The sequence below is a fragment of the Sphingomonas sp. genome (assembly GCF_036269755.1).
Taxonomy (GTDB): domain Bacteria; phylum Pseudomonadota; class Alphaproteobacteria; order Sphingomonadales; family Sphingomonadaceae; genus Sphingomonas.
On record NZ_DATBDV010000006.1, the window covers coordinates 72,830 to 89,292 of the forward strand.

The window sequence follows — 16,463 nt, forward strand, 5'->3', positions numbered from 1 at the left end:
GCTACCCGAGGAGGACCCGATGAGCGACGCCACCGACACTCTGATCGATCGGAAAGACACTGCCGACGCGCACACCGAGATGCCGAGTCTCAACGGCAAGCGAATCGCGATTACCGGCGGGACGACCGGCATCGGGCGCGCGATCGCGGTGCTGCTCGCGAGCGAGGGCGCCAAGGTTTTCGTATGCGGGCGCAACGCCGATCACCTGAACGACGCGCTCGAACGAATCCGCGAAGTGGGTGAGGGCGACGGCATCTCGCTCGACCTCGCCGAGCCCGACAACAGCCAGAAATTCATCGACAAGGCGCGCGAATTCCTGGGCGGACTCGACATCGCGGTGATCAACGCCGCGATTCCCGCCGACGCGCTGACCAAGATGAGCACCGAGGATCTGCGCTACGCGATTGCTACCGACTTCACCGCCTATATTTTGAGCGCGCACGCGGCGGCCGAGGCGTTCGAGGACCAGGGCGACATCGTGCTGATCGGATCGATGTCGGCGCATACGCTCACTGCGGCATCGACGGTCTACGCCGGCATGAAGGCGGGAGTAGCCGGATTCGCTGAGGCGCTGCGCAAGGAATTGGGGCCAAAGGGCATCAGGGTCGCGCTGGTCGAGCCCGGCAAGACCGGCGCCGACTTCCAATATCCGGACATCCCCGCTGAAAAACAGCGCGAGATGATCCACGCCGAAACGATGCTGCGCGCCGAGGATATCGCCGTCGGCGTGCACTTCATCCTGACGCAGCCGCGCCGGGCGGTGGTGCAGCAACTGACCATGGCGCCGCGCGAGCAGGACAAGGAATGAGCGAAGGCTTCGACGCCCTGGTCCTTCAGCCGGGCGATATCGACCTGTCGCGCGGGCCGCTCGCGGGGCGGCTCGATGCCCAGACCTATTGCCTGGGCGCGTTCAACCCCGGCATGACTCGGTTGCCCAACGACAATCTGCTGCTGATGGTGCGGATCGCCGAAGCGCTGCGCCGGCCGATCGTCGACCAGCAAATTCACGCGATTCGGTGGGACGACGGGGATTATGTGCTCGACCCCTGGCCGATCGAGCATGTCGACACTGCCGATCCGCGCAAGTTCCTGATGCGCGGCGGGGGGTGGAAGGTGATGGCGCTGACCAGCCTGTCGTGGCTGCTCCCGGTCGAGCTCGACGCCGATGGCCGTTCGGTCGTCAACATCCATTACGACCGTGCCGTGGCGCCGCGCGCGCCGTATCAATGCTATGGCGTCGAGGATGCGCGGATCAGCCGGGCTGGCGAGCGGTGGCTGATGACCACATGCTCGGTCAGCCCGGAGCGGCATTCGACCACACTCTATACCTCGAACGATGCGCGCGATTGGCAGCTCCAGGGGATCGTGCTCGATCACCAGAACAAGGACATGCTGATCTTCGAGGGGCAGATCGACGGCAAATATTGGGCGCAGACTCGTCCGCTCGGCGACCTCTATTTCGCTTATCCGCCGGGGAGCGAATGGCGCGCGGGGCCGTCGATCAACCTTGCGACTTCGCCCGATGCGCTACACTGGAAACCGTACGACAAGCCGGGCATTCGGCCGCACGCAGCGACGCTCGCCACGGCGCGGATGGGCGGCGGGACGCCGCCGGTGCTGACCGACAAGGGTTGGCTGACCCTGTGGCATGGAGTCGAGCCGTCGGGCGTGGTCGGCGTCTACCGCACCTATTGGTCGCTGCTCGACGCGAACGATCCGTCGAAGGTGGTGGGCGGCAGCCACGAGCCGCTCCTCGAGCCCGCGCCCGAGCTGACCGAGCCGTTCCGCGAGCGGATGTACCTCGACAATGTCGTGTTCACGACCGGGATCGCAGACGCGGGGGATCATTATGTCGTCGCGAGCGGCGAGGCCGATCTCGCCTGCCGGATCACGCATGTGCCGAAGGCCACGTTCGGGCTGGCTTGATCCAACACCGCCAAGCTGGGTAGGGCGGACAGGATGCCGCCGCCGTTCAACATCCTCCACATGCATTCGTCGTTCGATCTGGGCGGCAAGGAAGCGCGTGCGGTGCAGTTGATGAATGCGTTCGGCGACCGCGCGCGGCACACGATCGTGTCGGGCATGCCCGACCAGCTGTCGGCGCGAGACGCGATCGCCAAGGGCATCCAATATGAGATCGCGCAGAACCCGCCGCCGTTGACCGGGCGGCCGTCGGTGTCGAGGTTCGAGGCGATCGCCAGGTTCATGCGGCGCTTCGACCTCGTGCTCAGCTACAATTGGGGCGCGATCGACGCGGTAATGGCCAAGCGCGCCTTTCCCAAAAGCGCGCCGCCGATCGTCCATCACGAGGATGGCTTCAACGCCGACGAGGCCGAGCGGCTGAAGGCGCGGCGCACGGTCTATCGCCGGCTCGCGTTTGCTGCCGCGCACTCGGTCGTGGTCCCGTCGGTGACGCTCGAATATCTCGCGCAGCAACGCTGGAAGCTCTCGGCGCCGCAGCTCCGCCGTATCCCGAACGGCATCCCCACCGCGCTTTACGCGCGGCAGCCGGATCCGAAGGCCATCCCCGGCTTCGCCCGAAAGCCGGGCGAGATCGTGGTCGGCGCGATCGCCGGGTTGCGCGCAGTCAAGAACCTGCCGGCGCTCGTGCGGGCGGTGGGCGGCTGCTCGGCGAAGATCCGGCTGGTGATCGTCGGCGAGGGCCCCGAGCGTGCCGCGATCGAGAGCACCGCCGCCAATATGGGATTGACCGACCAGCTGGTGATGCCGGGCTTCCTGCCAGAGCCGTACCGTTATGTCGGGCTGTTCGACATCCTCGCGCTGTCGTCGCTGTCCGAGCAATTCCCGATCTCGGTCGTCGAGGGGATGGCGGCCGGGCTGCCGATCGCCGCGCCCAATGTCGGCGACATGCTCCACATGGTGTCGTACGAGAACCGCAACAGCATCGACCAGCACCGCAACGAAGTGGGATTGCGCGACGTCATCGAGTGGCTCGCGCAGAACCCCGCCGCGCGCGCCGCTTTGGGCAAGGCCAACCGCGCCAAGGCCGTTGCCGAATATGACGAGACGGTGATGATCGACGCGTATCGCGCCTTATATGAGGAAGCCAGCGGCCGCGTCGGCGCCCTAACATAAGTCGGTATTTGCTCGCGCCACGGCATCCAGGCGCTATATCGTGCGTTACTGTTCCAGGAGACCCAAGTGTTCAAAGGCCTGACGCCCATCATCTACAACGGCCGGGAGGTCTGGCCGCTGGTCGAAGGGGGAAAAGGCGTGGCCGCGACCAACCACGCGTCGGCGGGCGCCTGGGCGGCGGCGGGCGGGATCGGGACGGTCAGCGCGGTTAACGCCGACAGCTACGATCCCGAAGGCAAGATCATCCCCCAGGTCTACAAGGCGCTGACTCGGCGCCAACGGCACGAGGAACTGGTCGAATATGCGATCGAAGGCGCGGTCCAGCAGGTCAAGCGCGCGTTCGAGATCGCGGGCGGCAAGGGCGCGATCAACATCAACGTGCTGTGGGAAATGGGCGGCGCACAGCGTGTGCTGAACGGCGTGCTCGAACGCACCCGTGGGCTCGTCTCGGGGGTCACGTGCGGCGCCGGAATGCCGTACAAATTATCAGAGATCGCAGCATCCTACAACGTGAACTACCTGCCGATCGTGAGCTCCGGTCGGGCGTTTCGCGCGCTGTGGAAGCGGGCTTATTCGAAGGCGGCGGAGTGGCTCGCAGCGGTGGTCTACGAGGATCCCTGGCTCGCCGGCGGACACAACGGCCTGTCGAACGCTGAGGACCCGCTCAAGCCGCAGGACCCGTATCCGCGAGTCAAGGAATTGCGCGAGACGATGCGTGAGGGCGGCATTTCGGACGATGTGCCGATCGTGATGGCGGGCGGCGTCTGGTATCTTCGCGACTGGAACGACTGGATCGACAATCCCGAGCTCGGTGCGATCGCGTTCCAGTTCGGCACGCGCCCGCTGCTGACCAAGGAAAGCCCGATCCCCGACGCGTGGAAGGCGCGGCTGACCGAAATCGAGGAAGGCGGCGTGCTGCTTCATCGCTTCTCGCCGACCGGCTTCTATTCGTCCGCGGTGCGCAATCCGTTCCTCCGCGCGCTCGAGGCGCGGTCGGAGCGTCAGATCGCGTTTTCGACGCAGGAAGCCGGCGACCACACCTTCCAGCTCGACGTCGGCGTCAAGGGCAAGAACTTCTGGGTCACGCGCAACGACCTGCTCCGCGCGCGCGAATGGTTCGGCCACGGCCTTACCGAGGCGCTGAAGACGCCGGACAATACCTTGGTGTTCGTGACCCCGGCAGAGAAGGCCGAAATCCGCAAGGACCAGGCCGATTGCATGGGGTGTCTGTCGCAATGCCTGTTCTCGAGTTGGGCGGACAGCGAGACCAATTCGACCGGGCGCCTGGCCGACCCGCGCAGCTTCTGCATCCAGAAGACGCTCCAAGACATCGCGCACGGCGGCGACGTCGATCAGAATTTGATGTTCGCTGGGCATGGCGCGTACAATTTCAAGAAGGACCCGTTCTATTCGAACGGCTTCGTGCCGACGGTGAAGCAACTGGTCGACCGGATCCTGACCGGCGATTGACCGGGCATTGCACGTCCGACGCCATGGTTAATGGCGCGGTAAGCACGGTCGGCTAGCGTGCAACCATGAAGCGCGCGCTGGTCCTCCGTCACGTCGATCACGAAGGCATTGCTGGGTATCGCGAGCCGGTCGAGGCGGCGGAGTACGATATCCAGCGAGTCGCCGCGCATCATGCCGGTTGCGCCAAGCTCGATACCATGTCGCCCGATCTGCTCGTCGTCATGGGCGGCCCGATGGGGGTGTACGACACCGATCGCTTTCCTTGGTTGATCGACGAGATCGCGGTGATCCGGCGGCGGCTCATCGCCGATCGGCCGACGCTCGGAATATGCTTGGGAAGCCAGCTGATCGCCGCCGCGATGGGCGTCGACGTGCGCAAGGGCCCAGTGCGCGAGATCGGCTTCGCGCCGCTCGATATCACCGAAGCCGGTGCGCAAGGGCCGCTTCGCCAACTTGCCGGGGTCGATGTTCTCCATTGGCACGGCGATACGTTCGACGTGCCCGAAGGTACCGATCTGCTCGCGACGACGCCGCTTTATGCGCAGGCCTTTGCCCGCGGACGCAACGTGCTCGCGCTGCAATTTCACGCCGAGATGGGCGAGGACGACCGCTTCGAGCATTGGCTTGCCAACGACACCGCCGACATCGCCGCGGCGGGAAACACTGCCGAAGAGCTACGTGCCGATCACGACGCCAAAGGCCCGCGCGCCGTCGCCGCTGGGCGCGCGATGATCGCGGAGTGGCTCGCGGGGCTGAGCTAGATCCACCCTTCCAGCACCTGATCCGGCGGACGGTGGCCGTCGGCCCAGTGCTGGATGTTGCGAATGACTCGCTCGCCGGTCGCGGCGCGCGCTTCGTAGGTCGCCGATCCCATGTGCGGCAGCAGCACGACGTTGGGCAGCGCGAGCAGCCGCGGATCGATCGCGGGTTCGTGCTCGAACACGTCGAGCCCCGCGCCGGCGATCCGGCCGCTCTCCAGCGCTTCGATCAGCGCCGCTTCGTCGATCGCCGACCCGCGCGACGTGTTGATGATGTACGCTTGCGATTTGAGCAGGCCGAGCCGCCGCGCGTCGATGACATGCTCGGTCTGGTCGGTGTGCGGTGTGTGGATCGTTACGAAGTCCGCGCCGCTCAGCATTTCGTCGAGATCGCCATGCCAGGTCGCGCCGAGTTGAGTTTCGACACTTTCGGGCAGCCGGTGGCGATTGTGGTAATGGACTGTCAGCCCGAAGCCGCGCGCGCGCGCCGCGACCGCCTGGCCGATCCGCCCCATCCCGACGATGCCGAGCGTCTTGCCGCCGATGCGGTGGCCGAGCATCGCACCGGGGCTCCAGCCGCTCCACTCGCCCGACCGCGCCAATTTCTCGCCCTCGGCCAGTCGCCGCGGCACCGACAGGATCAGCGCCATGGTCATGTCGGCAGTGTCGTCGGTCAAGACCCCGGGGGTGTTGGTGACGAGGATGCCGCGCGCCCGTGTGGCTTTCAGGTCGATATGATCGACGCCGTTGCCGAAATTGGCGATCAGCTTGAGCCGGTCGCCCGCTTCCTCGATCAAATCGGCATCGATCGTGTCGGTCACCGTCGGGACGAGTACATCGGTATCCTGGATCGCGGCGAGCAACTCGTCGCGCGTCATCGGAATGTCCTCGCGGTTGAGCCGTGCCTCGAATAGCTCGGCCATGCGGTCCATCACCGCGTCGCTCAATTCGCGCGTCACGATCACTCGCGGTTTTCGTCTCGAATTGGGCATGATCGCGGCTTGGCGACGGATTTGAGGCAGGTCAACTCGGTTGATGCGGAGTGGCTGCGCGCGATAGACAGGCGACTCGATTGGTCAATGAAGGGTTTGCCATGCGGATCGGCAATATGATGATGGCGGCCGCCGCGATCGCCCTGGCGGTGCCGGCGGTGGCGGCGTTGGTCGAGAAGAAGCCGCCTTACTTTGCATCGATCCAAGCCAAGGAGGCGCGGATGCGCACCGGGCCGGGCCGCACCTACCCGATCGCATGGAAATATGTCCGCCCCGGCTTGCCGGTCCGGGTGGTCGAGAATTTCAAGGAAAAGGGCGCCGGCGCGACTTGGCGCAAGATCGAGGATCCGGGCGGCACGCAGGGTTGGATGCAGTCGAACCTGGTCAGCGATACCCGCACCGCGATGGTGATGGGCGACATCGCCGAACTGCGCGACACCCCGCGCTACGCCGGCAAGGTCAATTGGCGCGCGGCGCCCGGCGTGGTCGGGCGGGTCAGCCGGTGCGGCAATGGCTGGTGCTATCTCGACGTGATGGGCCGTGGCGGCTTCGTCGAGGTCAGCCATTTGTGGGGCGTCGAGGCGACCGAAACGTTGGAATGACGGGCGAATGATGCGGATCGAGGTCGACGACCTGTCTCGTGCCGAGGTCGTCGCGCTGGTCGAGCTCCATTTGCGCGAGGCGTTCGCGAGTTCGCCCGCATGCCACGTCTTCGCGCTCGACACGACGAAGCTGGCCGATTCCGCCGTGATGTTGTGGACCGCGTGGGAGGATGGCGAATTGCTCGCGATGGGCGCGCTCAAGCACCTCGACGCCGAGCATGGCGAGATCAAGTCGATGCGCACCGCGCCGGGTGCACTCCGCCGCGGTGTTGGCCGCGCGATGCTCGATCATTTGATAGGCGAAGCCCGCGCCCGCAACTATCGGCTACTGAGCCTCGAGACCGGCAACAACGAACCTTTCGCGCCGGCGCGTGCGCTCTACCAGCGCGCGGGTTTCGTCGAATGTGAGCCGTTTGCCGACTATACCGACGTCAGCTTCAGCCGCTATTTCACCCTCGCGCTTTGATCGTCGCCGGGATGACGTTAAACGAGCTCGACCGCCATCGCGGTGGCCTCGCCGCCGCCGATGCACAGGCTGGCAATGCCGCGCTTGCCGCCGGTCTGCTGCAGCGCCGCGATCAATGTCGTCAGGATGCGCGCGCCCGACGCGCCGATCGGGTGCCCCAATGCGGTCGCGCCGCCGTTCACGTTGACCTTGTCGTGCGCCACGCCGAGGTCGCGCATCCACGCCATCGGAACGCACGCGAACGCTTCGTTGATCTCGAACAGGTCGACATCGTCGACGCTCCATCCGGTCTTGGCCAGCAGCTTGCGCACCGCGCCGACCGGCGCCGTGGTGAATTTGGCGGGCTCCTGCGCGTGCGCGGCATGTCCGATAACGCGGGCGATCGGCTTCAACCCGCGCTCGTTGGCGGTCGATTCGCGAGTTAGCACCAGCGCCGCGGCACCGTCCGAGATCGACGACGACGAGGCGGCGGTGATCGTGCCCTCCTTGGCGAAAGCGGCCTTGAGCTGGCGGATCTTTTCGGGATCGCCGCGCGCCGGCTGCTCGTCCTGGTCGACCACCGTGTCGCCCTTGCGGCCCTTGACGGTCACGCCGACGATCTCGTCCTCGAACGCGCCGGTCTTTTGCGCCGCCAGCGCACGCGACAGCGATTCGATCGCATAGTCGTCCTGCGCCTCGCGCGTGAACTGATATTCGCGGCTGGTATCCTCGGCGAAAGTGCCCATCGAGCGCCCGGTTTCGTACGCGTCCTCGAGCCCATCGAGCATCATATGGTCGTATGCCGTGTCGTGCCCGATCCGAGCGCCGGCGCGGTGCTTCTTGAGCAGATACGGCGCGTTGGTCATGCTCTCCATCCCGCCCGCGACGATGACGTCTGCTGACCCGGCCGCAATCATGTCGCTGGCGAAGATCGCCGCCTGCATCCCGGATCCGCACACCTTGTTGACCGTCGTCGCCTCGATCGAAGTCGGCAGTCCTGCGCCGATCGCCGCCTGGCGCGCGGGGGCCTGGCCGAGCCCGGCGGGAAGCACGCAGCCCATGAAGATCTTGTCGACCTGGTCCGGCGCGACGCCCGCGCGTTCGACCGCAGCCTTGACCGCGGTCGCGCCGAGTTCGGTCGCGCTCGCGCCCGACAAGGCGCCCTGGAACGAGCCCATCGGGGTGCGGGCGTAGGATAGGATGACGACAGGGTCGGCGGTCATGATTCAAGGCTCCGGGGAATGGTCGATGGCGATCTAGGGCGGCCATGCTGCGGTTGCAAATTGCCATTGTGCACTTTGGCGATGCCTTTCCTGCATCCGTCGCCTAGGGGTCGGCGATGCAGACCCTCATCCTGATCCTCAAATGGGCCGCCTCGATCAGCGGAATGATCGCGGCTCTAATGGTTTCACTCGACTCCGGGCGCCGCGTGACGGGGTGGGGGTTCGTCATCTTCGTCGGCTCGGCCTTGTGCTGGATTGCCGGCGCGGTGCTGTCGAAGGACTTCGCGCTCGGCACGCAGAACGTCGTGCTGTTCGGGGTCGATGTGTTCGGCGTGTACCGATATCTGATCCGCAAGAAGGCCGATGGCTGACTGGATCTGGCCGGCGGCGCTGGGGCTGCTCGGCGGGATCGTCGGGAGTTTCCTCGCGACATTGGTGATCCGCTGGCCGCAGGGGCGCTCGGTCGTCGGAGGGCGGTCGGCGTGCGACGGGTGCGGTCGCACTCTCGCGGCGTGGGAACTGGTGCCGCTGCTCAACGCGGTCGCGTTGCGCGGGGTATGCGGGTCGTGCGGGACGAGCATCGACAAGCGGCACTGGCTGATGGAATTGGCGTGCACGGCGATCGGCTTTGCCAGCGGGATCGCGGCGCCGGGGCCCGTCGGCGCGGCAGGGGCGGTGTTCGGCTGGCTGCTGGTGACGCTGGCGGCGCTGGACGTCGCCGAGTTCTGGCTGCCCGACATATTGACCGGCACCTTGGCGCTTGCCGCGTTGGCGTCGATCGCAATAGCGCCACCCCTTTGGTCGGACCGACTGATCGGCGGCGCAGCTGGGTTCGCGTCATTATGGCTGATCGCGCTTGCTTATCGTCGCATCCGCGGGCGTGAAGGGCTGGGCGGGGGCGACCCAAAGCTGTTCGGTGCGATCGGGTTGTGGATCGGCTGGGCGATGCTGCCGTTCGTGCTGCTGCTCGGGTGCATGATCGGGTTGGGCGCCGTACTGGCGGCGCGATTGCGCGGCGAAAAGGTGTCGGGGAGCGATGCCATGCCGCTCGGCGCGCTGATGGCGATCGCGGCTTACCCGGTGTGGCTGGTCATGATAGCGTTCGGACCATGAAGTTGCTCCCGCTCGTCCTGCTCGCGCTTGCGGCGCCCGCGCTTGCCAAGGATAAGAAACCGCCTGCGCCGCAAGCCGCGCCGATCGTCGCGAGCGTCGACGGCTTGCCGATCGGCGCGATCCCGAAGCAGGATCTGCCCGCCAAGGGCTGCGCTGCGTTCCTGTGGACTCGCGGGCCGAGCCAGGCGCTGATCGCGATGGCGACGGCCGATCCTGCGGCAATCCGCCTGACGGTCGACGGCAAGATCCAGGATTTCGCGATGAGGGCGGAGAACGGCGTCGGCGGCTTCGGCTTCTCGCAGACCAATGAATATAGGGGCGGCGATCTGACCGCGACGCTCGACCTGACGATCTCCACCGCTGCTGATATCGCGGGCGGCGCTCGCATCACCGATTCGACGCTCCGGATCGACCGGCCGGGGCGCGACAGCGTCGTCATTCCGGTCGGGGGGCTGATCGGCTGCGCATGATGGACATGAAACAGACGCTCGCCGCGCAATGCGCTGCGTTCCAGGCCGAACTGCCGGTGTCGGCGGTGGTGCGCAAGGACCGCCTCACGCGCGCCGCCGCAATGATCCGCGACCATGCCGATGCGTTTTGCGACGCGCTGTCGGAGGATTTCGGCCACCGCAGCCGCGAACAGTCGATGGTCACCGACATCGCCGCGTCGATCTCGCCGATGAAGCATGCCATTCGGCACCTCGATCGCTGGATGCGCCCGGAGCGGCGCCCGGTGACGTTCCCGCTCGGGCTGCTCGGCGGCAAGGGCTGGATCGAATACCAGCCCAAGGGCGTGGTCGGGGTGATCGCCCCGTGGAACTTCCCGGTGCAGCTCGTGATGGCGCCGATCGCCAACATCTTCGCCGCCGGCAACCGCGCGATGGTCAAATCGAGCGAGTTCACCGCGCGCACGGCCGCGCTGTTCGAGGAAGTCTGCCCCAAATATTTCGCGAGCGACGAGCTGGCGTTCTGTTCAGGCGGACCGGAGGTCGGCAAGGCGTTCGCCGAATTGCCGTTCGATCACTTGATCTTCACCGGCGCGACCGGGATCGGCCGCCACATCCTCCATGCCGCCGCCGACAATCTCACTCCCGTGACGCTCGAACTCGGCGGCAAGTCGCCGGCCATCGTGGGCAAGGGCGCCGATATCCGCCAGGCCACCGAACGCGTGGCGCTCGGCAAGATGATGAACGCCGGCCAGATCTGCCTCGCGCCCGATTACATGCTGGTGCCGGACGATCAGGAACAGGCGGTGGTCGACGGGCTCAAGGCCGCGGTGTCGACGATGTACCCAACGCTGCTGGCGAACCCTGATTACACCTCGATCGTCAACGACCGGCACCACCAGCGGCTGCAGGACTGGCTCGAGGACGCCCGCGCCAAGGGTGCGACGATCGAGACGGTCAACCCGGCGAACGAGGATTTCGCGAGCAGCAACACGCGCAAGATGCCGCTCCACATCGTCCGCGACGCGACCGACGACATGACGGTCATGCAGGAGGAAATCTTCGGCCCGATCCTGCCGGTGCGCCGCTATGACGGAATCGACACCGCGATCGCCGAGGTCAACCGCCGCGATCGCCCGCTCGGGCTGTATTATTTCGGCGACAACGACGCCGAACGCCGCCGCGTGCTCGACCGCACGATCTCTGGCGGCGTGACGCTCAACGACGTGATCTTTCACATCACCAACGAGGAACTGCCGTTCGGCGGGATCGGTCCATCGGGGATGGGCGCGTATCACGGCGCCGACGGTTTCAAGACGTTCAGCCACGCCAAGGCGGTGTACCGCCAGCCAAAGATCAATGTCGCCAAGCTCGCGGGGATCATGCCGCCTTATGGCAAGACGACGATGGCGAGCGCGCGGCGGCAGATGAAGTAACGGCCGAGTAGCACAACTCGGCGTGGGGCCGCTCTCGGGCTCCATTGCAAAACAACGGCAGGGCGGTCGATCGGGCGCGGCCTGAGGTAGCGCCGATTGCGCAGGTGAACGGCTCGCTCTATCCCTTCGAGATCATTGAAGATTATGGGGGTGCATTCGATGTTGAGGTGGATCGTTTGGGTGGCGCTGGCTTTGCTGGCGGCGGGGCCGGCCAGTGCCGATTGGCGTCAGGCGCGCACCGCGCACTTCATCTTGTCGATCGACGACACCGAGGCGAATGCGCGCGACTTCGCAGCCAGGCTCGAACGCTTCGATGCCGGGCTGCGGCTGCTCTATGGGCTCAAGGACGATCCCGCGCAGGCGCTGCGGCCGATCAGCATTTATGCCCTTCGCGAGGCGCCCTATTTCAAAGCCTGCGGATGTCCCGGCGTGCTGGGCCTGTACACGCCACAGGCGAGCGGCTCGTTCATCCTCTCCCTTCATACGCCCGATCTCGATCGCAAGGCGAAGATCGGGCAGTGGAGTTCGCTCGTCGTGCTGCTCCACGAATATTCGCACCACTTCATGTTCTCGAACTTTCCGGTCGCCTACCCGATGTGGTTTTCGGAAGGGTTCGCCGAGTTCAACGCCAACACGTCGTTCGAGGACGACGGGTCGATGATTGTCGGTTACCCAGCCAATTATCGCGCCGACGGCCTGTCGAGCGCCTATCGCGCGTCGCTCAAGCAACTGCTCGATCCCGAACATTTCGGCTATCCCGACGACGTTTCCTTGATCTATTCGCGCGGCTGGCTGCTGACCCACATGCTGATGCTGCGGCACGATCGCGCCGGGCAGCTCAATACGTTTCTCGCCGCGATGAACCGTGGCGTCCCAAGCATCGACGCGGCGGCGCAGGCGTTCGGCGACTTGAAGAAGCTCGACACCGATCTTGACCTCTATCGCCGCGGCAAGCTCGCCGCGCCGCTGCGTATTCCGCCGGGGCCGCCGGTCGCCGTCACCGTCACGACGATGCCCAGGGGGCAGGCGGCGCTGTTGCCGCTCTATGTCCAAATCCGCGAAGTCGATAAGTCGCTTTACCTCGGTATTGCGATGGAAGCCGAAGGGATCGCCAAGCGCTATCCCGACGATGCGGTCGTGCAGTCGCAAGTGGCGGAGATGGAATACACCGCCAAGCGGCTGGACAAGGCCGACGAGGCCGCCGACCGCGCGCTTGCGCTTCAGCCCGACCTCGGGCCAGCGCTGGTGGTCAAGGGCCGTGTCGCCGTGTCGCGGGCGTCGCTCGCAAAATCGGCCGATTCGAAAGTATGGGCGGCGGCGCGGGCCTGGTATCTCAAGGCGAACCGGCTCGATCCCGACGCCGTGATGCCGCTTTACATGTACTATACGAGTTTCGTCGCGGCGAACGAGAAGCCGACGCCTGGCGCGGTCAGGGCGCTGATGCGTTCCGCCGTGTTGGCGCCCGAGAGCGGGGGTATCCGCATGGCAGTCGCATTGCAGGCGCTGGCCGATGGCGATGGGGCGACGGCAAGGCAAGCGTTGCAGTCGATCGCTTACTCGCCCCACGCCACGCGGTCGAAAAATCTGCCGCTAGAGGCACTCAAGCTGATCGATCAGGAAAAGCTGGCCGAAGCGCGGACGCTGCTCCTGCCCAAGGACAAGGATAGGGAAACGGATGGTGAATAGGGGTTGCTAGAGGCTGGCGTGTTCGATCCGATAGTCGATCGGCTTGAAGCTCCCGCCGTTCGACGCCGGCGCTGAGCAGGCCGTCAGGCCGATCACCAGGTCCATTTTCGCTTCGAACGCGATGTGGTCGCCCGCCTTGCTGGTCGGCGGCAGGACGCGGAGCCTTCCGGTTTCGCCGTCCACGGGCACGTTCATGAAGCAATTGAACGCGGTCGGGATGCGGTCGGGGGTCACGCCGTACGGTTCGAGCGCCTCCGCAAGATTGCCGAAGCATCCACGATGCGGCGGCAGATCGGGGTAGAAATGGTGGAACGTGTCGTACGAGCACGGCGTCAGCAGGAAATCGTGCCGCCCAACCGTGTCCTCCACGATCTCCAGCATCGGCCGCGAGCGGTTGGAGTAGAGGACGTGCCCCGTCGTCAGCGCGATCGTCTCGGCATAGTCGAGCGTGCGCCCGGACGAGATGACTTCGTCCACATCTTCCGCATTGTAGGCGAGCAGATCGGCGACCTGCATCCCGCGCGGGTCGATCACCGTCAGCTTTTGACCCTGTGCCAGCCGAAACGCGGTGCCGCTGCGCTTGGGGATCGTGACGGTCTCGCTCTCGGCCTCGCTCACTCGGCGTCGCCGGCGTAGCGGAACGGGCAGCCCCAATCGGCCCCGACCGCGCGCCCCGAATATTGCCGCGCCTCGCTGACCTCGCCGTGGCGCGCGAGCATCGGGTTGCGCGACCCCGCCAGCGCCTCGTCGCGAGTCAGGATCTTCTCGCGCATCGCTTCGTACTTGCCCGCCGCGCGCAGGCGCTCGAACTGGTGGTGGAGGTTGAAGATCACCGCCGGACGCTCGAACCGCCGCGCCGGGCGGCTGGCATTGGGGTGCAGCCCGACGAGGAAGAATGCCTCACCGCCAAAGCTCAACGAGAAATGCGGGCTGTCAGGATCGGGACTCACGCTCGCGTCGTACGACTGGCCGCGCCAAACATCCTTGTCGCTCAGCGATTGCACGCGCTCCCACAAGGCGCGCTCGAACGCCGCCTCGTCGAGGTCGGTCGGACCGTCGAACACCGCGGCGAAGCTGCGAAAGCTGGTGTCGTCGTCGGCGCGGCGCTGCGCGAAGTGAAGCAGCGCGTCGTGGATGCGCAAATCGTCCCACGCGCTGTCGATGCGGTCGCACGCCAAGACCTCCAGCGTGCCGCGCGCCATTGCCGACTTGGCACCGACGCATGGGAAGGCGGAATCGTCGACATGCGAGAACAGCAGCGACTTGAGTTCGTCCTGCGCGTGATGCGTCCAATGATACATGGGGTTAGAGCGTTTCGAGGTCGGATCGTTTCATACCCGTTCTACGTTTGAGCCGTTCTTCGAGTTCCTTGCCGCAGGGAGAATCGGGTTGACGCAGATCAATACTGGCCGGGAGTTGCTGGAAGCGGCGTTGCAGGATTTGAACGCCGGGGCCGAAGCACTGGCGAGCCGGCTGCCGGCGATTGCGGGTCATCTCACCGACGATTCATTACGCGCCGCGTTCGACGATCTGGTCGATCGGGCGCGGCAGGACGTAGACCGGTTGCGCGACACCGGGATGGCGGCCGGCGGGCCTGAGAATTTGTGGATGGCGGGGGTTCTCGATGACGCGGAGCGAGATACGCAAGCGACCGCGCCGGGCGGGCTGCTCGACACCGCCTTGATCGGCGCGATCCGCAAAGGGCTGGCGAGCACGATCGTATCGCACGATACCGCGCTGGCGCTCGCTCGGACGACCGGCGAGCAGCAGGCAGAGGCGGCGGTTGGCGACTGCCGGGACGCCGCGGTGCGGATCGACCATGACCTCGCAGGCCATCTGGCGAGGATCGCGGGCGATCTAGGGTAGCTGCGCCTTCGGAAACCCCGACCAGACCTCGTCATAATCCTCGTCGAGCGCGCTCGTTTCGAGTGCATAGTCGGTGCAGTGGAAGACCCAGCGGCTCTCGATCATGAAGGCCATCGTGCCGTCGATCTTGTGTGGCTTGAGCTCGGCCTCGCTCGCGCCCTTCCAGCTCGCGACGTCGGGGCCGTGGCCGCTCATCTGGTTGTGCAGGCTCATCGCGCCGGGGCGGAAACCGTCCGCCTTCGCATCATAGGCGCCGTAGAGCAGCCCCATGCACTCGCTCATCGTGTTGCGGTGGAACCAGGGCGGGCGGAACGTGTCCTCGGCGACCATCCAGCGCGGCGGGAAGATTACGAAATCGGCGTTGGCGGTGCCGGGCACGTCGCTGGGCGAGGTCAGCACGGTGAAGATCGACGGATCGGGATGGTCGAAACTGATGCTGCCGATCGTGTTGAAGCGCGTGAGGTCGTAGCGATAGGGCGCGTAATTGCCGTGCCACGCGACGACGTCGAGCGGACTACGTCCTAGATTGGTGGTCCATAGCGATCCTTCGAACTTCTGGACGAGCTCGTAATCCCCCTCGACATCCTCGAACCACGCGACCGGGCTCTCGAAATCGCGCGGGTTGGCGAGGCCGTTCGACCCGATCGGGCCTAGATCGGGCAAGCGGAACGGCTGGCCGTGATTCTCCGCGACGTAACCGCGCGCCGGGCCGTCGGGCAGCGACACGCGAAAGCGCACGCCGCGTGGGATCACCGCGACCTGGCCGGGCGCAATGTCGATCTTGCCGAGTTCGGTGAACAGCGCGAGCGCGCCTTGCTCGGGAAGGATCAGCATCTCGCCATCGGCGCTCGCGAAAACGCGATCGGTCATGTCGCGGGTCGCCGAATAGACGTGCATCGCGACGCCCGCCTGCGTGCGCGGGCCGTCGCCGGCGACGACCATCGTCGTCAGGCTGTCGAGCCAGTCGGCATCGGGCGCATCGGTCAGCGGCTGCCAGCGCAGCCGGTTGGGGGCGAGCGGCTTTTTCGAGAGCCCGGGAGCGAAGCGCTCGGAGTCTCTGTAACGGGTGAACGCCGGGTGCGAGGCGGAAGGCCGAAGCCGGTACATCCACGTCCGCCGGTTGTCGTGCCGCGGCGCGGTGAACGCGGTGCCGCTGAGTTGTTCGGTGTAGAGCCCGAACGGGGGCTTTTGCGGCGAGTTGCGGCCGACGGGGAGCGCGCCGGGCACGGCCTCGGTGGCGAAGTGGTTGCCGAAGCCGGTCATGTATCCACTGCCGTCATGCTGAACTTGTTTCAGCATCCATTTCTCCAATCACGCAGGTGCCGCTGGT

General features: G+C 65.9%; 18 protein-coding genes. 13 read left to right on the forward strand and 5 right to left on the reverse strand.

Annotated features, from left to right (window positions below; genetic code table 11):
• Positions 1–19 precede the first annotated feature (19 nt).
• From VH326_RS06340 to VH326_RS06360, 5 genes are all read left to right on the forward strand, one after another.
• Positions 20–808 (forward strand): SDR family oxidoreductase, encoded by a 789-nt coding sequence (locus VH326_RS06340; RefSeq protein ID WP_329630960.1) that lies wholly within the window; start codon positions 20–22, stop codon positions 806–808.
• Positions 805–1,926: a glycosidase gene (locus VH326_RS06345; protein ID WP_329630961.1), complete on the forward strand. Its 1,122-nt coding sequence runs from the start codon at positions 805–807 to the stop codon at positions 1,924–1,926. The genes VH326_RS06340 and VH326_RS06345 overlap by 4 nt, the downstream gene beginning before the upstream one ends.
• A 33-nt stretch (positions 1,927–1,959) precedes the next feature.
• Positions 1,960–3,096: a glycosyltransferase family 4 protein gene (locus VH326_RS06350; protein WP_329630962.1), complete on the forward strand. Its 1,137-nt coding sequence runs from the start codon at positions 1,960–1,962 to the stop codon at positions 3,094–3,096.
• A gap of 66 nt (positions 3,097–3,162) precedes the next feature.
• Positions 3,163–4,566, forward strand: a complete 1,404-nt coding sequence (locus VH326_RS06355; protein WP_329630963.1) for an NAD(P)H-dependent flavin oxidoreductase — start codon at positions 3,163–3,165, stop codon at positions 4,564–4,566.
• Positions 4,567–4,631: 65 nt separating this feature from the next.
• A complete protein-coding gene (locus VH326_RS06360; protein WP_329630964.1) occupies positions 4,632–5,327 on the forward strand; it encodes a glutamine amidotransferase in 696 nt (231 codons plus the stop codon).
• Here VH326_RS06360 and VH326_RS06365 read toward each other — a convergent pair.
• Entirely contained in the window at positions 5,324–6,316 is a 993-nt protein-coding gene (locus VH326_RS06365) for a D-glycerate dehydrogenase (protein WP_329630965.1), read from the reverse strand. The two genes, VH326_RS06360 and VH326_RS06365, sit on opposite strands and share 4 nt — an antisense overlap.
• A gap of 101 nt (positions 6,317–6,417) precedes the next feature.
• Between VH326_RS06365 and VH326_RS06370 the strand changes: the two genes are divergently transcribed.
• Entirely contained in the window at positions 6,418–6,918 is a 501-nt protein-coding gene (locus tag VH326_RS06370; protein ID WP_329630966.1) for an SH3 domain-containing protein, read from the forward strand.
• A 10-nt stretch (positions 6,919–6,928) separates the two neighbouring features.
• Positions 6,929–7,384 (forward strand): GNAT family N-acetyltransferase, encoded by a 456-nt coding sequence (locus VH326_RS06375; protein ID WP_329630967.1) that lies wholly within the window; start codon positions 6,929–6,931, stop codon positions 7,382–7,384.
• A gap of 17 nt (positions 7,385–7,401) precedes the next feature.
• Here the strand turns inward: VH326_RS06375 and VH326_RS06380 are convergent, their stop codons facing one another.
• Positions 7,402–8,586 (reverse strand): acetyl-CoA C-acyltransferase, encoded by a 1,185-nt coding sequence (locus VH326_RS06380; RefSeq protein ID WP_329630968.1) that lies wholly within the window; start codon positions 8,584–8,586, stop codon positions 7,402–7,404.
• Positions 8,587–8,702: 116 nt separating this feature from the next.
• On the opposite strand from VH326_RS06380, the gene VH326_RS06385 reads away from it, so the two are divergent.
• The 5 genes from VH326_RS06385 to VH326_RS06405 all read left to right on the forward strand — a co-directional run bounded on the left by VH326_RS06385 (position 8,703) and on the right by VH326_RS06405 (position 13,267).
• Positions 8,703–8,957, forward strand: a complete 255-nt coding sequence (locus tag VH326_RS06385; protein ID WP_329630969.1) for a hypothetical protein — start codon at positions 8,703–8,705, stop codon at positions 8,955–8,957.
• Complete coding sequence (locus VH326_RS06390; RefSeq protein ID WP_329630970.1) at positions 8,950–9,699, forward strand: A24 family peptidase; 750 nt, start codon at positions 8,950–8,952, stop codon at positions 9,697–9,699. Before VH326_RS06385 ends, VH326_RS06390 begins: the two co-directional genes overlap by 8 nt.
• A complete protein-coding gene (locus VH326_RS06395; RefSeq protein WP_329630971.1) occupies positions 9,696–10,169 on the forward strand; it encodes a hypothetical protein in 474 nt (157 codons plus the stop codon). Before VH326_RS06390 ends, VH326_RS06395 begins: the two co-directional genes overlap by 4 nt.
• Positions 10,170–10,174: 5 nt before the next feature.
• Positions 10,175–11,581 carry a coniferyl aldehyde dehydrogenase gene (locus VH326_RS06400; protein ID WP_414714254.1) on the forward strand — a complete coding sequence of 469 codons (1,407 nt, stop codon included), beginning with the start codon at positions 10,175–10,177 and terminating at the stop codon, positions 11,579–11,581.
• Between the two features lie 162 nt (positions 11,582–11,743).
• The gene (locus VH326_RS06405) at positions 11,744–13,267 is read left to right on the forward strand and encodes a hypothetical protein (protein ID WP_329630973.1); all 1,524 of its coding nucleotides are present in this window, start codon (positions 11,744–11,746) and stop codon (positions 13,265–13,267) included.
• A gap of 6 nt (positions 13,268–13,273) precedes the next feature.
• Here the strand turns inward: VH326_RS06405 and VH326_RS06410 are convergent, their stop codons facing one another.
• Both VH326_RS06410 and gntA read right to left on the reverse strand, forming a co-directional pair.
• Positions 13,274–13,885 carry an urea carboxylase-associated family protein gene (locus tag VH326_RS06410; protein WP_329630974.1) on the reverse strand — a complete coding sequence of 204 codons (612 nt, stop codon included), beginning with the start codon at positions 13,883–13,885 and terminating at the stop codon, positions 13,274–13,276.
• Complete coding sequence (gene gntA, locus VH326_RS06415; protein ID WP_329630975.1) at positions 13,882–14,568, reverse strand: guanitoxin biosynthesis heme-dependent pre-guanitoxin N-hydroxylase GntA; 687 nt, start codon at positions 14,566–14,568, stop codon at positions 13,882–13,884. The genes VH326_RS06410 and gntA overlap by 4 nt, the downstream gene beginning before the upstream one ends.
• A gap of 88 nt (positions 14,569–14,656) precedes the next feature.
• Between gntA and VH326_RS06420 the strand changes: the two genes are divergently transcribed.
• Positions 14,657–15,133, forward strand: a complete 477-nt coding sequence (locus VH326_RS06420) for a DUF892 family protein (protein ID WP_329630976.1) — start codon at positions 14,657–14,659, stop codon at positions 15,131–15,133.
• Here the strand turns inward: VH326_RS06420 and hmgA are convergent.
• Positions 15,125–16,432, reverse strand: a complete 1,308-nt coding sequence (hmgA, locus tag VH326_RS06425) for a homogentisate 1,2-dioxygenase (RefSeq protein ID WP_329630977.1) — start codon at positions 16,430–16,432, stop codon at positions 15,125–15,127. The two genes, VH326_RS06420 and hmgA, sit on opposite strands and share 9 nt — an antisense overlap.
• Between the last annotated feature and the right edge of the window lie 31 nt (positions 16,433–16,463).

What these genes read in the sequence shown, in the direction of transcription:
- hmgA (WP_329630977.1), bottom strand. Translation starts at nt 16,432, where the DNA reads ATGCTGAAACAAGTTCAGCATGACGGCAGTGGATACATGACCGGCTTC.
- VH326_RS06370 (WP_329630966.1), top strand. Translation starts at nt 6,418, where the DNA reads ATGCGGATCGGCAATATGATGATGGCGGCCGCCGCGATCGCCCTGGCG.
- VH326_RS06340 (WP_329630960.1), top strand. Translation starts at nt 20, where the DNA reads ATGAGCGACGCCACCGACACTCTGATCGATCGGAAAGACACTGCCGAC.
- VH326_RS06390 (WP_329630970.1), top strand. Translation starts at nt 8,950, where the DNA reads ATGGCTGACTGGATCTGGCCGGCGGCGCTGGGGCTGCTCGGCGGGATC.
- VH326_RS06385 (WP_329630969.1), top strand. Translation starts at nt 8,703, where the DNA reads ATGCAGACCCTCATCCTGATCCTCAAATGGGCCGCCTCGATCAGCGGA.
- gntA (WP_329630975.1), bottom strand. Translation starts at nt 14,568, where the DNA reads ATGTATCATTGGACGCATCACGCGCAGGACGAACTCAAGTCGCTGCTG.
- VH326_RS06395 (WP_329630971.1), top strand. Translation starts at nt 9,696, where the DNA reads ATGAAGTTGCTCCCGCTCGTCCTGCTCGCGCTTGCGGCGCCCGCGCTT.
- VH326_RS06375 (WP_329630967.1), top strand. Translation starts at nt 6,929, where the DNA reads ATGCGGATCGAGGTCGACGACCTGTCTCGTGCCGAGGTCGTCGCGCTG.
- VH326_RS06345 (WP_329630961.1), top strand. Translation starts at nt 805, where the DNA reads ATGAGCGAAGGCTTCGACGCCCTGGTCCTTCAGCCGGGCGATATCGAC.
- VH326_RS06360 (WP_329630964.1), top strand. Translation starts at nt 4,632, where the DNA reads ATGAAGCGCGCGCTGGTCCTCCGTCACGTCGATCACGAAGGCATTGCT.
- VH326_RS06400 (WP_414714254.1), top strand. Translation starts at nt 10,175, where the DNA reads ATGAAACAGACGCTCGCCGCGCAATGCGCTGCGTTCCAGGCCGAACTG.
- VH326_RS06365 (WP_329630965.1), bottom strand. Translation starts at nt 6,316, where the DNA reads ATGCCCAATTCGAGACGAAAACCGCGAGTGATCGTGACGCGCGAATTG.
- VH326_RS06350 (WP_329630962.1), top strand. Translation starts at nt 1,960, where the DNA reads ATGCCGCCGCCGTTCAACATCCTCCACATGCATTCGTCGTTCGATCTG.
- VH326_RS06380 (WP_329630968.1), bottom strand. Translation starts at nt 8,586, where the DNA reads ATGACCGCCGACCCTGTCGTCATCCTATCCTACGCCCGCACCCCGATG.